Here is a 12,744-nt window from a genome sequence, read left to right as displayed (position 1 = left end):
TGACAGGCCGAAGGCCCCTCCCGCCGCTCAGCCCCAAACGCCGGCTAAAAGCGATCCCGCCCGCGGCGGCGAAGCCGACGCCAAAAACACAGTTCGCGCTTCGCAGCTTCTCCCCAAACCCGCCCCCGGCTAACTCACCCACAACCAACCCGCTCACAACCGCCCCGCCCACAAGCCAGCCAGCCAACCCGTCCACAAACCCGCCCCAACCACACCACACCCCCTCCAACGAGTGACCCCATGTCTAATCCGTGTAAAGCCCTCCACCCACTCTCAGCAAAATCGTCATAACGTCGCTTCGTGCCCCGAATCCCGCTCCCCCGCACCCGCGGCTCCCGGCTCACCGCCGCGGCCGCCGTGGTGCTGGTCGCCGCCGCGGCAGTGACCGTCTGGGCAACCCGAGACCGCGGCCCCGCCCCGGTCCGGACCCAGGACGCCTTCCTCTCGATGCCCGCCGCCCCCGGTTCCGCCGACCAGGTCCGCATCGACACCACGACCTACTACCCCGAACACACGCCCGCCCCCGCCGTGCTGTTAGCGCACGGCTTCGGCGGCGACAAGTCCAGTGTGGACCCACAGGCCCGCGAACTGGCCCAGCGCGGCTTCGTAGTGCTCTCCTGGTCCGCGCGCGGATTCGGCCACAGCACCGGCAAAATCGGCCTGAACGATCCCGACGGCGAAGTCGCCGACGCGCGCCGGCTGGTCGACCGACTGGCCGCGAGCCCCGAGGTAGCGACCGGAGCCGGCGGCCAGCGCGAGATCGGGGTGACCGGAGCGTCCTACGGCGGCTCGCTGTCGCTCCTGCTCGCTGGAACCGATCACCGGGTGCGCGCGCTCGCGCCGGTGATCACCTACAACGACCTCGGCCAAGCCCTCGTGCCAAACGCCGCGGCAACGACCGCGCCGGAAGCGAAGACTCCGGCGGCTGGCGCGTTCTCCCCGGACGGCGTCTTCAAGAAGACCTGGGCGGGCATCTTCTTCTCCGCTGGTTCCGGCGCGGCAGCGGCAAGCACGCCGTCCGCCGAAGCTCCCGAAGCCGGCCAGAAGACCAACGACAACGGCAGCACAGCGGGCAACAGCGGCGGCACCGCTCCCCAAGCCGCCGCGCCACCGGCTGGGGCACGGTCGGAGCGGCCGTCGGCAGATCCGTGCGGACGGTTCACCGCGCCGGTGTGCAAGGCGTACACGGAACTGGCGACAACCGGGAAGGCCAGCCCGGAAACCGTCGCGCTGCTGCACCGCGTCTCCCCCTCGTCGGTCACCGGCAAGATCACCGCGCCGACGCTGCTCGTGCAGGGCGAGAGCGACACGCTGTTCGGCCTCGACCAATCCGACGCCACCGCGCGGCAAATCACCGCGGCGGGCGGATCGGTGCGCACGATCTGGTACACCGGCGGGCACGACGGCGGCATCCCGGGACCGCAGCTGCGCGCGAAGATCGGCGACTTCCTGTGGTCGTCGCTCACCGGCCAGGGCGACCCCGGCCACGGATTCAGCTACGACGTCCAAGGCACCTTGCGCGCCAACGGAACCCCGTCGGTGCGGACGGTCAACACCGCGGCGTACCCCGGGCTGAACGGCGACGGGACCGAGCGGAAGCAGGTCGCGCTCAGCGGTCCGGCGCAGCCGATCGTCCGGCCCGCGGGCGCGAATCCGGCTGCGGTGAGCGGGATTCCGGGCCTCAACGGGCTCGCGTCCAGCACCTCGAGGCTGGCTCCGATGTTCAGCAGCGACCCGCCGGGACAGGCCGCGCAGTTCGCCACGGCACCGTTCGACAGCCAGGTATTGCTGTCCGGTTCGAGCACCGTCCAGCTGCGAGTCGCGACCGATCCGGCGCATCCGCAGCCGGAGGCGGTGCTGTTCGCGAAGCTGTACGACGTCGGTCAGGACGGCACCCGCGTGCTGCCCGCGAACGCGGTCGCGCCGTTCCGGGTCACCGGGCTGCCCGCCGACGGCACGCCGGTCGACGTCACGGTGACGCTGCCGGGCGTCGTGCGGCCGATCGACTCCGGGCATTCGCTGCGGCTCGTCGTGGGCACGACCGATCAGGCGTACTCGGTGCCGACGCAGCCGGGGGTGTTCCGGGTCGGGCTCGCGTCTGGTGCGGCGCTGGCCGTCCCCGTGGTGCCGGGCGCTTCGGTCGGCGCTCCCCTGCCGGTCGGGCAGCTGATCGGCATCGGCGCGACGCTGCTGATCGCGATCGCGGTCGTCGTGGTGGCGGTGATCCGGCGGCGGCGAGCGCACGACGTCGACCCGGAGCTCGCGGACACCCCGCTGGTGATCAAGGGGCTGCGCAAGCAGTACGCGGGCGGGTTCACCGCGGTGCGGGACCTGTCGTTCCGCGTCGAACCGGGCCAGGTGCTCGGCCTGCTCGGCCCGAACGGCGCGGGCAAGACGACCACGCTGCGGATGCTGATGGGCCTGATCACGCCGACCGCGGGCGAGATCCGCGTGTTCGGCCACCGGATCTCGCCGGGCGCGCCGGTGCTGTCGCGGATCGGGTCGTTCGTCGAAGGATCCGGATTCCTGCCGCATCTGTCCGGCAAGGCGAACCTGGAGCTGTACTGGGCGGCGACCGGGCGGCCGGTCGAGAAGGCGCATTTCACCGAGGCGCTGGAGATCGCCGGGCTCGGCGACTCGGTGCACCGGCGGGTGAAGACCTACAGCCAGGGCATGCGGCAGCGGCTCGCGATCGCGCAGGCGATGCTCGGGCTGCCGGAGCTGATGGTGCTCGACGAACCGACCAACGGGCTCGACCCGCCGCAGATCCACCAGATGCGGGAGGTCCTGCAGCGCTACGCCGCCACCGGGCGCACCGTCGTCGTCTCGAGCCACCTGCTGGCCGAGGTCGAGCAGACGTGTTCGCACGTGGTGGTCATGCACCGCGGGAGGCTCGTGGCCTCGGGCGAGGTCGGCGAGCTGGCGGCCTCGAGCGGCGAGGCCACGTTCCGGGTCGACGACGCGGCGGCGGCCGCGGCGACGCTCAAGAGCGTCGGCGGGGTGTCGGACATCGAAACCGAGGGCGACCTGGTGCACGCGAATCTCGACGGGCTGCCGCGCGCCGACGCGGTCGCGGCGCTCGTGCGCGCCGGGGTCGCGGTGGAGCAGGCCGGGCCGCGCCGCCGGCTCGAAGACGCGTTCCTGCAGCTGGTGGGAGAGGATTCATGAGCGAGGACAACGGTTCCGGCGGGGTGCACACCGACCCGGCCGCGCTGCAGGAACTGAGCGACCTGGCCACCGCGGAGCCGGCCGAGGTCGGGCCGGACGGCGCGGTGGCGGGCTACCGCGCCGACCGGACGCTGCGGCTGGGCGTGGAGCTGAAGCGGCAGCTGCGCCGGCGGCGGACCCAGCTGGTGCTGGCGTTCGTCGCGGTGCTGCCGTTCATTCTCGTGGTGGCGTTCCAGATCGGGCAGTCCAGCCCCAACCGCCGCTCCGGCGGGTTCGTGGACCTCGCGACGGCGAGCGCGCCGAACTTCGTGGTGCTCGCGTTCTTCGTGTCCGGCACGTTCCTGCTGCCGATGATCGTCGCGTTGTTCTTCGGCGACACGATCGCGAGCGAATCGTCGTGGTCGAGCCTGAAGTACCTGCTGGCGATCCCGGTGCCGCGGCACCGGCTGCTGCGGCAGAAGGCCGCGGTGTCCGGGCTGCTGTCGATCGCCGCGCTGGTGCTGCTGCCGGTGGTTTCGCTGCTGGTCGGCATCATCTGGTACGGCGCGGGCGACGCGATCAGCCCCACCGGCGACGCGGTCAGCTTCGGCGACAGCCTGCTGGCGCTGCTGATGTCCACTGTGTACATCGTGGTGCAGCTGGCCTGGGTCGCCGGGCTCGCGCTGCTGCTGAGCGTGTCGACGGAGGCGCCGCTGGGCGCGGTCGGCGGGACGGTGCTGGTGGCGATCCTGTCGCAGATCCTCGACCAGATCACCGCGTTGGAGGGCCTGCGGAACTACCTGCCGACGCACTATTCGTTCGCCTGGATCGACTTGATCTCCACGGACATCGACTGGACGAACCTGGCCAGCGGCGTGCTGTCGTCGGTCATCTACACGACGGTGTTCCTGCTGCTGGCGGGCCGCCGGTTCGCACGCAAGGACGTCACCAGCTGAGGCCGGATGTCCGGTACGGTTCGGCGCGTGACGATCCACCTGGAACTCGATGCCGGCGTCGCACTCGTGACCCTCGAACACGGGCGCGGCAACACCCTCGACACCGCCACCTGCAATGAGCTGGTGATCAGACTCGAAGAGGCCGACGCGGCCGGAGCCCGCGCGGTCGTGTTGACCGGCTCCGGCGACATGTTCTCCGCCGGAGTGGATCTCCTGGCCATCGACGAGGGCGGCGCGCGCTACGTCGGCGATTTCCTGCCGGCGTTGTCGGACGCGTTCCTGGCCGTCTTCGGCTTCCCGCGCCCAGTGGTAGCGGCGGTGAACGGCCACGCCATCGCGGGCGGCATGGTCCTCGCGGCGGCGTGCGACCACCGGATCGCCGCCGACGGCCCCGGCCGCATCGGCGTGACGGAGCTGCTCGTGGGCGTGCCGTTCCCGTTGTCGGCGCTGGAGATTCTGCGCTGCACCTACGGGACGACCCCGCTGCCGTCCCTGATCTACAGCGGCGCGACGGTCACCATGGCCGACGCCGTCCACCGCGGCCTGGTCGACGAGGTAGTGCCCGCCGAGGACGTGCTCACCAGGGCACGCGAACTGGCCGCGCGGCTCGGCGAACTGCCCACGGAGGCTTTCGCGCACACGAAGGCGCAGCTGCGGCAGCCGTACCACCAGCGGATCGCGGAGAACCGCGTGTCCGACGACGCGCAGGTGGAGCGGTTGTGGAGGTCCGAACCGGCGCTGGCGGCGGTGAAGGCTTACGTGGAGAAGGTGCTGAAGCGCTGACCTTTCGGTTGGCTCTTGCCCGGGAAATCGCGGGATTAGAGACTTTCTTGCCTCAGCTCTGCCCTCGCACCCATTGCTTCGGCCGCATGTTTCTGTGAAAGTCGAGGTGAGGGTCCGGGAACCGGGGGTGCCTCAGTTCGGAGCGCACCCCCGGGCCGGGGGTTCCGTTCGGCTGATCGCCGTCAGTTCTCTCCCAGTTTGACCAGTTCGAGGTCGGTTTGGGGAAAGTCGTCGCCGATGCAGAGCAGCGGTTCTCCGGCGATCTTGGCGGTGGCATAGCTGTGGCAGTCGCCGAGATTCAGCTTCGCCGGATGACGGCCTTTCCCGAACTGGCTGAAGGCGTCAGTGGCGATCTCGCTGTGTTCCTCGGTGAAGGGGACCACCGCGATGCGGTTGTCCTGCATGAACCTGGCCAGGGCCAGCCTCCCCCGGGAACCCAGCCGCACCGTCAAGACGACGCCCACCTCCACCAAGGTCGGTGCGCCAATTCTCGGCGCGGCGGCCTCGGCGAGGCGTTCTTCGAGCCGATCGTGGCCTGGCTCGCGCAGGAGAATCGCCACGATCGCGGAACTGTCGAGGATCACACGCCCTCCGGCCCGAATCCGAGAATGTCTTCTTCCTCCTCCTTGGAGAGCGGCTTTCCCAGCTCCTCGGGCGGGATGAGCGGCCAGATCTCCTCTTCGAGCATCCGGCGCAACCGCTTCAGCCGCTGTTCAGCGTCCTCGTGCTTGCGCAGCTGGTCCCGGCGCAGCTGAAGAGACTCGCGGACCGCCCCGGTTTTAGTGGTGCCGGTCAGCTCGGCGACCTCGGCTGCCAAGCGCTCCGTTTCCGGATCCTTGATGTTCATCGCCATGGTGTAATGGTACCGGAGATGGTGTAACTACTTGATCCCGGCCGCGTCCATCCCTCGCAGTTCCTTCTTCAGGTCCGAGACCTCGTCGCGCAGGCGGGCGGCCAGTTCGAACTGCAGGTCGCGGGCGGCCTGCATCATCTGGTCGGTCATCTGCTGGATCAGGTCGGCCAGTTCGGCGCGCGGCATCGACGACACGTTCTTGTCGGTCAGCATGCCCGAGCTGCGGACGCGGTCGCCCTGTTCCGGCTTCTTGCCGCGCGAGGCGTTGCGGCCCGAGCCGCCGACCGCGACCGACTCGTCCGAGTCTTCCGCTTCGTTGTAGACGCGGTCGAGGATGTCGGCGATCTTCTTGCGCAGCGGCTGCGGGTCGAGGCCGCGCTCCTCGTTGTAGGCGACCTGCTTGGCGCGGCGGCGGTCGGTCTCCTCGATCGCGTACTGCATCGAATCGGTGATCTTGTCCGCGTACATGTGGACCTCGCCGGACACGTTTCGCGCCGCGCGGCCGATGGTCTGGATCAGCGACGTGCCGCTGCGCAGGAAGCCTTCCTTGTCCGCGTCGAGGATCGCGACCAGCGACACCTCGGGCAGGTCGAGGCCCTCGCGCAGCAGGTTGATGCCGACCAGGACGTCGTAGTCGCCCGCGCGCAGCTGGCGCAGCAGCTCGACCCGGCGCAGCGTGTCGACCTCCGAGTGCAGGTACCGGACCCGGATGCCCAGCTCCAGCAGGTAGTCCGTGAGGTCCTCGGCCATCTTCTTGGTGAGCGTGGTGACCAGGACGCGCTCGTCCTTGTCCGCGCGCTCCCGGATCTCGTGCACCAGGTCGTCGATCTGCCCCTCGGTGGGCTTCACGACCACCTTCGGGTCGACCAGGCCGGTCGGCCGGATGACCTGCTCGACGAACTCGCCGCCGGTCTGACCCATCTCGTACGGGCCCGGCGTCGCCGACAGGTACACCGTCTGCCCGATCCGGTCGGAGAACTCCTCCCAGGTCAGCGGCCGGTTGTCGACCGCGCTCGGCAGCCGGAAGCCGTAGTCGACGAGGTTGCGCTTGCGGCTCATGTCGCCCTCGTACATGCCGCCGATCTGCGGCACCGTCTGGTGCGATTCGTCGATGACGAGCAGGAAGTCTTCCGGGAAGTAGTCGATGAGCGTGGCGGGCGCGGTGCCCGCGCCGCGGCCGTCGATGTGCCGCGAGTAGTTCTCGATGCCGGAGCAGAAGCCGACCTGGCGCATCATCTCGATGTCGTAGGCGGTGCGCATCCGCAGCCGCTGGGCCTCCAGCAGCTTGCCCTGCTTCTCCAGCTCGGCCAGCCGTTCCTCCAGCTCGGCCTCGATGCCGCGGATCGCCTTTTCCATCCGCTCCGGCCCGGCGACGTAGTGCGTGGCCGGGAAGATCCGGACCTCCTCGACCTCGCGCACGATGTCGCCGGTGAGCGGGTGCAGGTAGTACAGCTTGTCGATCTCGTCGCCGAAGAACTCGACGCGGATCGCCAGCTCCTCGTACGCCGGGATGATCTCCACCGTGTCGCCGCGGACGCGGAAGGTGCCGCGCGCGAAAGCGATGTCATTGCGCGAGTACTGCACATCGACCAGTGCGCGCAGCAGCACGTCTCGCTCCACCGTGCCGCCGACTTCGAGCTTCGTGGACCGGTCGAGGTATGACTGCGGCGTGCCGAGGCCGTAAATGCACGAGACGGACGCGACCACGATGACGTCTCGCCGCGAGAGCAGGTTCATCGTGGCGGAGTGGCGCAGCCGCTCGACGTCGTCGTTGATCGACGAGTCCTTCTCGATGTAGGTGTCCGTCTGCGCGATGTACGCCTCGGGCTGGTAGTAGTCGTAGTAGCTGACGAAGTATTCGACCGCGTTGTGCGGGAACAGCTCGCGCAGCTCGTTGGCCAGCTGCGCGGCCAGCGTCTTGTTCGGGGCCATCACCAGAGTGGGCCGCTGGACGCGCTCGATCAGCCACGCGGTGGTGGCCGATTTGCCGGTGCCGGTGGCGCCGAGCAGCACGACGTCTTTCTCGCCCGCGCGGATCCGGCGTTCGAGATCGTCGATGGCCGCCGGCTGGTCGCCGGCGGGCTGGTACTCGCTGACGACCTCGAACCGGCCGCCGGCACGAGGCACCTCGGAGACCGGGCGGAAGTCGGACTGGGCGAGGACGGGGTGTTCGGTTGCGAAAGCCACGGGAACCAGGGTAGGCCGGGGCACCGACAATTTCCGCGACGGCCGGTGTGAGCTGGGGATCTATCGCTCTTCCGGGACGCCTCGGAGCAGCCGTGAGGGGAACCCTGAGGGACTCTGAGTCCCTCAGGGTTCCCCTCACGGACTTCTGGCGGTGCGCGCGCCCAGGGCGGCCGGGCGGGCAGTCTCCGTCAGCAACTGCAGCAGTCGCATCCGCCGCAGCAGTCGCAGTCGCACCCGTTGCAGCAGTCGCAGCCGCAGTCGCAGTCGGCGCCGTTCGGTTCGCCGCTCCAGGGGCCCGGGTACGGATCGCGGCAGCAGAACTGGCAGGAGCAGCACATGTAAGTCGCGATCGCGCAGCCCGCGAAGAAGTTCCGGCGTTTCGGCGGCACCGCGAACTTCGGCACCCAGCAGCCGCCGCCCTTGCCGTCCAGGGAGTCCCCGCCCTCCGGCGGTTCGGGACCGTCCGGACCGCCGGGTCCACCGGGGCCGCTCGGTCCGCCTGGTCCGCCGGGCCCGCCTGGTCCGGGAGGGCCCGCAGGGCCGCCGGGGCCGGGCATCCCGGCAGGTCCGTAGCCGGGAACCGGCACGCCGTAGCCCGGCGGCGGCCCGTACCCGGGCATCCCCGGCTGCTGCCCATATCCCGGCTGCCCGGGCCCAGGCGCACCGATCCCCGGCCCGTAAGGCGACTGCTGCGGCGTAGGCCCCGGCCCGATCCACCCGGGCGGCGGCTGCTGACCGTGCTGCCCAGGCCCGTGCCCCTGCAAGTGGTGATGCCCGAACGCCCGCCGCACCGCCTGCCTCAGCTCGTGCACCAGCAACGCGTGCACCAGCGCCGAATCAGCGAACTCCGCCTCGCGCAGCGCCAGCTCGACCCCGAGCACCGCGTCCGTGCACAACCGGTGTGCCTCGTCCAGCGCGGTTCCCGTGGCCAGCAACGGATTCCACGAACCGGACGCAGCGTCCGAAGCCAGGTCCTCGACCGCGTCGAGCAGGTGTGCCACCCGGCCGAACAACCGCCCGGCTTCGGCGAGCGGCGCGCGGTTCCCGGGGCGTCCGGCCAGCACGGCGGTCTGCGCGAACGCCGCGGACGACGCCAGCTCGGCCGGTTCGGTCGCCAGCAACGGCGAGTCTCCGGCGCGAATGGCCCGTTCCAGCTCGCCCTGCCGACCGACCGCTTCGGTCAGCACCGCGGTGTCGAAACCGATGCCCGCGCCCGTCCGACCACCTTGCGCGGCCCAGCGACGCGCCACGAGCCGGGCTGCGCCGGCGACCGGACGCCGGGCGAAAGCGCCGTCCCGGTCGGCGACGTGGTCGTCGACCTTCGCCGAAGCCAGTACCAGCGAAACCGCCGCGGCGAGCCGGGCGCCGTCGCCGACCGCGACGGACGCCGGGCGCATCGACCGCAGCGGGCACGGGCCGGCGGCGCGGCGGGGTCCGCTCGGCGTCTGTGCCTCGACCAGCGCGGACACGATCAGCGCGTCGTAGTTCGTCACGACCCGGGCGAACTGGCCGTGCTGGTCGCGCAGGGCGAGGCAGAGGCCGCACAGGTGCGCCATCCAGTCCGCGTGGAGCCGCCCGGCCAGCCGGTGCCGGCAGGGTCTGATGATCCCGAACAAGTGCTTGTCCCCCCAGAAGAACCGAACGACCCGCGAACTTTAGCCCCTCGGCCAGGCCCCTAACCGGCTTTCCGGCGATTCTCGCGAAGCGCGCGGGCAAGGCAGGATGGGCGGATGACCGATCTGCACCCGCCGAAGGTCGAGACGTTCGACCCGGCCGCCCGCGTGAACATCGACAACAAGGGCATCCGCCGCGACGTGGAGGAGTTCCGCGAGGAGCCGTTCGGCCTGTACCTGGCGCGGCAGGCGCCGGGGCGGGCGCAGTTCCACTACCTCGAGTCCTGGCTGCTGCCGGAGCTCGGGCTGCGGATCACCGACTTCTGGTTCACCCCCGGCCACGAGCGCGACCAGGATTTCTACCTCGACGTGGTGCGCGTGCACCGCGACGGCCCGCGCTGGGTGGCCACCGACCTCTACCTCGACCTCGTGCTCAAGGACAAGATCTCGGTCCGGGTGATCGACACCGACGAGCTGCTCGCCGCCGTCGCCGGAAACCTGCTCTCGCAGCCGGAAGGCGAGTACGCGCTCGAAGTCGCCTACGCCGCGATCGAGGGCCTCGCCGCGCACGGCTACGACCTCGCTGCCTGGCTGTCCACAAAGGACATGACACTCGGCTGGCGCAGGCATCCCTAACCGGGAACGGGGGAATTCCCCACCCCCGCCCGGCGGTCAGCCGGATTACCCGAAGCGGCTCCCCCGGCCACGATCAGCGGCATGGAACGAACCGCAAACCAGGTGACGCTCGACCTCGTGTGCTCGCTGTATCGCGAGCACACCGAAGCGTTGCGCGCCGCGAAGGACGCCCAGCGAGCGCACCGCCGTGCGCATCCGGCGATGAAGACCCAGCTGGACGACGTCGAAGCGGAGATCACCTACCTGCTCCTGCGCCACCTGCGCCCGGAGAAAGTCGTGGAGATCGGTTCGCTGCACGGCTGGTCCACGAGCTGGATCCTCCGCGCGCTCGCGGACAACGGCGCCGGCGGGCTGACCACGATCGACCTCATCGGCAACGCCACCAAGACCGTCCCGCACGCACTGGCCAAGGGCCGCTGGGAGTTCCGCCAGGGCGACGCGCGCACCCTCACCGCCGACTGGCTGTCCGATGTGGACTATCTCTTCATCGACGCCGACCACGGCGCGCGCTTCGCGAGGTGGTACCTCGTCGACGTCTTCCCGAAGATCGACGCCGCGGTGAGCGTGCACGACGTGTTCCACCGCCGCACCCCGCTGCCGTTCACCGAAGGCGCCGAAGTGGTGCGCTGGCTCGAAAAAACGCGGAATCCGTACTTCACCGCGGCACGCGCCCGGGCGAAACACGCGTACGCTCGGCTCAACGAACTCAGGCGCGAACTCGGCGTCGACAGCGTCGTCCACACCGGACGCGACAACCCGATGATCTACTTCCGCATCCACCGATCGGTGGATGCGGGGCTGACAGCCGGTGGACCGGAAGTCGCACCGTTCCGCTGATCCGATCGGCCGCTCCGGCCGGGATTCTCGAACACAGCAACCGCTGCGATTCGAGAGGGGACTCCCAGCCCATGCCGGTCATCGAGGTGCGAAACCTCCGCAAACGCTACCGCGAGAAAACGGCGGTGGAAGACGTTTCGTTCACCGTGGAGCGGGGCGAGATCTTCGGGATCCTCGGCCCCAACGGCGCGGGCAAGACCACCACCGTGGAGTGCGTCGAGGGCCTGCGCTCCCCCGACGGCGGCACCGTTTCGGTGCTCGGGCTCGACCCGCGGCGCGACGTCCGCGAACTGCGCCAGCGCCTCGGCGTCCAGCTGCAGGAGAGCCGGCTGCCCGACCGGCTGCGCGTCGCCGAGGTGCTCGACCTGTTCGCCGCGATGTACCGCGCCCCGGCCGATCCGGAGCGGCTGATGGACCTGCTCGGGCTCACCGAGCAGCGGAACGCCTTCTACCGCAAGCTTTCCGGCGGACAGCAGCAGCGCGTGTCGATCGCGCTCGCGCTCGTCGGCAGTCCCGAGGTGGTGGTGCTCGACGAGCTGACGACCGGTCTCGACCCGCAGGCCCGCCGCGACACCTGGGACCTCGTCGAAGCGGTCCGCGCCGAGGGCGTGACGGTCGTTCTGGTCACGCACTTCATGGAGGAAGCGGAACGGCTGTGCGACCGGATCGCGGTGATCGACGCCGGCCGCGTCGTCGCGACCGACACCCCGGCCGGACTCGTCGGTCGCGTCGGCGGGGAGCAGCGCATCCGGTTCCGCCCGTCCGCGCCGGTCGATCCGCAGGAGCTGGCGGGGCTGCCGGACGTGCTGAAGGTCGAGCGGAACGGCGCGCATCTGGTGGTGACCGGCGGTGCCGGCGCATTGCAAGCGGTGACGTCGTTCCTCGCCCGCGCCGACGTGGTGGCGGGCGATCTGCGGGTGGAGCAGGCCAGCCTCGACGACGCCTTCGTCGCGCTGACCGGCCGGAAACTGGACTGAGGGGGAACCGGAAGTGTTGTCGAAACTGACCGTCGCCGAGGCGAAGATCTTCCTCCGCGACCCCGGTGCTCCCGCCGTGGTGCTCGGGATCCCGCTGGCGCTGCTGCTGGTGTTCGGGCTGATGCCGGGGTCGCGCGAACCCAGCGCCGAGCACGGCGGCCAGTCGGCGCTGGCCACGTTGATCGCGCCGATGGCGGTCGCTCTCCTGCTCGGGATCCTCGCGGTGTACATGCTGCCCGGCGCGATGGCCGCGCACCGGGAGAAGGGGGTGCTGAAGCGGCTGGCGGCGAGCCCGATGCCGCCGTCGCGGCTGCTGGCCGCGCAGCTGCTGGTGAATCTCGCCATCGCGGTCGTCGCGATCGTGCTCGTCGTGGGGGTGGGCACGATCGCGCTCGGCATGGCGCTGCCGAGGAACCCGGGCGGGTTCTTCGCGGTCGCGCTGCTGGGCGCGGTGTCGCTGTTTTCAGTCGGCACACTGCTCGCCGCGTTCGTACCGAGCACCCGCGCGGCGAACGGGCTCGGCGCGGCCGTGTTCTTCCCGATGCTCGCGCTCGGCGGGGTCTGGGTGCCGAAGGAGCAGCTGCCGCCGGTGCTGCAGCACATCGCGGACATCCTGCCGCTCGGCGCGACACTCGGCAGCCTGCGCGAGACCGCCGCCGGGCACGCGCCGCAACTGCTGCCCGTGATCGCGCTCGCCGTGGTCGCCGTCGCGTGTTCGACGCTCGCCGCCCGATTCTTCCGTTGGGAGTGAGCGC

The 12,744-nt window shown here is 70.4% G+C and carries 11 protein-coding genes; 7 read left to right on the top strand and 4 right to left on the bottom strand.

The genetic code is table 11. The features are described from left to right. Nucleotides 1-300: 300 nt before the first annotated feature. From ABD156_RS41240 to ABD156_RS41230, 3 genes are read left to right on the top strand one after another with little or no spacing between them, the layout of a single operon-like run. Nucleotides 301-3,168: an alpha/beta fold hydrolase gene (locus tag ABD156_RS41240; protein ID WP_344286475.1), complete on the top strand. Its 2,868-nt coding sequence runs from the start codon at nucleotides 301-303 to the stop codon at nucleotides 3,166-3,168. Next, entirely contained in the window at nucleotides 3,165-4,103 is a 939-nt protein-coding gene (locus ABD156_RS41235; protein WP_344286474.1) for an ABC transporter permease, read from the top strand. Before ABD156_RS41240 ends, ABD156_RS41235 begins: the two co-directional genes overlap by 4 nt. Before the next feature lie 27 nt (nucleotides 4,104-4,130). Beyond that, nucleotides 4,131-4,886: an enoyl-CoA hydratase/isomerase family protein gene (locus ABD156_RS41230; protein ID WP_377927977.1), complete on the top strand. Its 756-nt coding sequence runs from the start codon at nucleotides 4,131-4,133 to the stop codon at nucleotides 4,884-4,886. 182 nt (nucleotides 4,887-5,068) lie between these two features. Here ABD156_RS41230 and ABD156_RS41225 read toward each other — a convergent pair whose 3' ends face one another. The 4 genes from ABD156_RS41225 to ABD156_RS41210 form a co-directional block, all read right to left on the bottom strand. Further along, complete coding sequence (locus ABD156_RS41225; RefSeq protein ID WP_344286472.1) at nucleotides 5,069-5,470, bottom strand: type II toxin-antitoxin system VapC family toxin; 402 nt, start codon at nucleotides 5,468-5,470, stop codon at nucleotides 5,069-5,071. After that, nucleotides 5,467-5,739, bottom strand: a complete 273-nt coding sequence (locus ABD156_RS41220; protein ID WP_037818117.1) for a type II toxin-antitoxin system VapB family antitoxin — start codon at nucleotides 5,737-5,739, stop codon at nucleotides 5,467-5,469. Before ABD156_RS41220 ends, ABD156_RS41225 begins: the two co-directional genes overlap by 4 nt. A 27-nt stretch (nucleotides 5,740-5,766) precedes the next feature. Continuing rightward, nucleotides 5,767-7,926 carry an excinuclease ABC subunit UvrB gene (uvrB, locus tag ABD156_RS41215; RefSeq protein ID WP_344286471.1) on the bottom strand — a complete coding sequence of 720 codons (2,160 nt, stop codon included), beginning with the start codon at nucleotides 7,924-7,926 and terminating at the stop codon, nucleotides 5,767-5,769. Nucleotides 7,927-8,114: 188 nt separating this feature from the next. Further along, nucleotides 8,115-9,542, bottom strand: coding sequence for a DUF5685 family protein (locus ABD156_RS41210; RefSeq protein ID WP_344286470.1), 1,428 nt, complete (start codon nucleotides 9,540-9,542; stop codon nucleotides 8,115-8,117). Between the two features lie 114 nt (nucleotides 9,543-9,656). Here ABD156_RS41210 and ABD156_RS41205 point away from each other — a divergent pair, with 114 nt between their 5' ends. From ABD156_RS41205 to ABD156_RS41190, 4 genes are all read left to right on the top strand, one after another. Further along, the gene (locus ABD156_RS41205; RefSeq protein ID WP_344286469.1) at nucleotides 9,657-10,175 is read left to right on the top strand and encodes a ribonuclease FAU-1 family protein; all 519 of its coding nucleotides are present in this window, start codon (nucleotides 9,657-9,659) and stop codon (nucleotides 10,173-10,175) included. 81 nt (nucleotides 10,176-10,256) lie between these two features. After that, a complete protein-coding gene (locus ABD156_RS41200; protein ID WP_344286468.1) occupies nucleotides 10,257-11,012 on the top strand; it encodes a class I SAM-dependent methyltransferase in 756 nt (251 codons plus the stop codon). A 71-nt stretch (nucleotides 11,013-11,083) separates the two neighbouring features. Further along, on the top strand, nucleotides 11,084-11,989 hold the full coding sequence (locus ABD156_RS41195; protein ID WP_344286467.1) for an ABC transporter ATP-binding protein: 906 nt from the start codon (nucleotides 11,084-11,086) through the stop codon (nucleotides 11,987-11,989). 13 nt (nucleotides 11,990-12,002) lie between these two features. Beyond that, nucleotides 12,003-12,740, top strand: a complete 738-nt coding sequence (locus ABD156_RS41190; protein ID WP_344286466.1) for an ABC transporter permease — start codon at nucleotides 12,003-12,005, stop codon at nucleotides 12,738-12,740. Nucleotides 12,741-12,744 lie beyond the last annotated feature (4 nt).

It is taken from the genome of Amycolatopsis albidoflavus (assembly GCF_039525725.1).
In the GTDB taxonomy this organism is placed as follows: Bacteria; Actinomycetota; Actinomycetes; order Mycobacteriales; family Pseudonocardiaceae; genus Amycolatopsis; species Amycolatopsis albidoflava.
This window is presented reverse-complemented; position numbering and strand designations above follow the sequence as displayed.

Coding starts and splice junctions, on each gene's coding strand:
- ABD156_RS41195 (WP_344286467.1), top strand. CDS start 11,084: ATGCCGGTCATCGAGGTGCGAAACCTCCGCAAACGCTACCGCGAGAAA.
- ABD156_RS41235 (WP_344286474.1), top strand. CDS start 3,165: ATGAGCGAGGACAACGGTTCCGGCGGGGTGCACACCGACCCGGCCGCG.
- ABD156_RS41220 (WP_037818117.1), bottom strand. CDS start 5,739: ATGGCGATGAACATCAAGGATCCGGAAACGGAGCGCTTGGCAGCCGAG.
- ABD156_RS41200 (WP_344286468.1), top strand. CDS start 10,257: ATGGAACGAACCGCAAACCAGGTGACGCTCGACCTCGTGTGCTCGCTG.
- ABD156_RS41205 (WP_344286469.1), top strand. CDS start 9,657: ATGACCGATCTGCACCCGCCGAAGGTCGAGACGTTCGACCCGGCCGCC.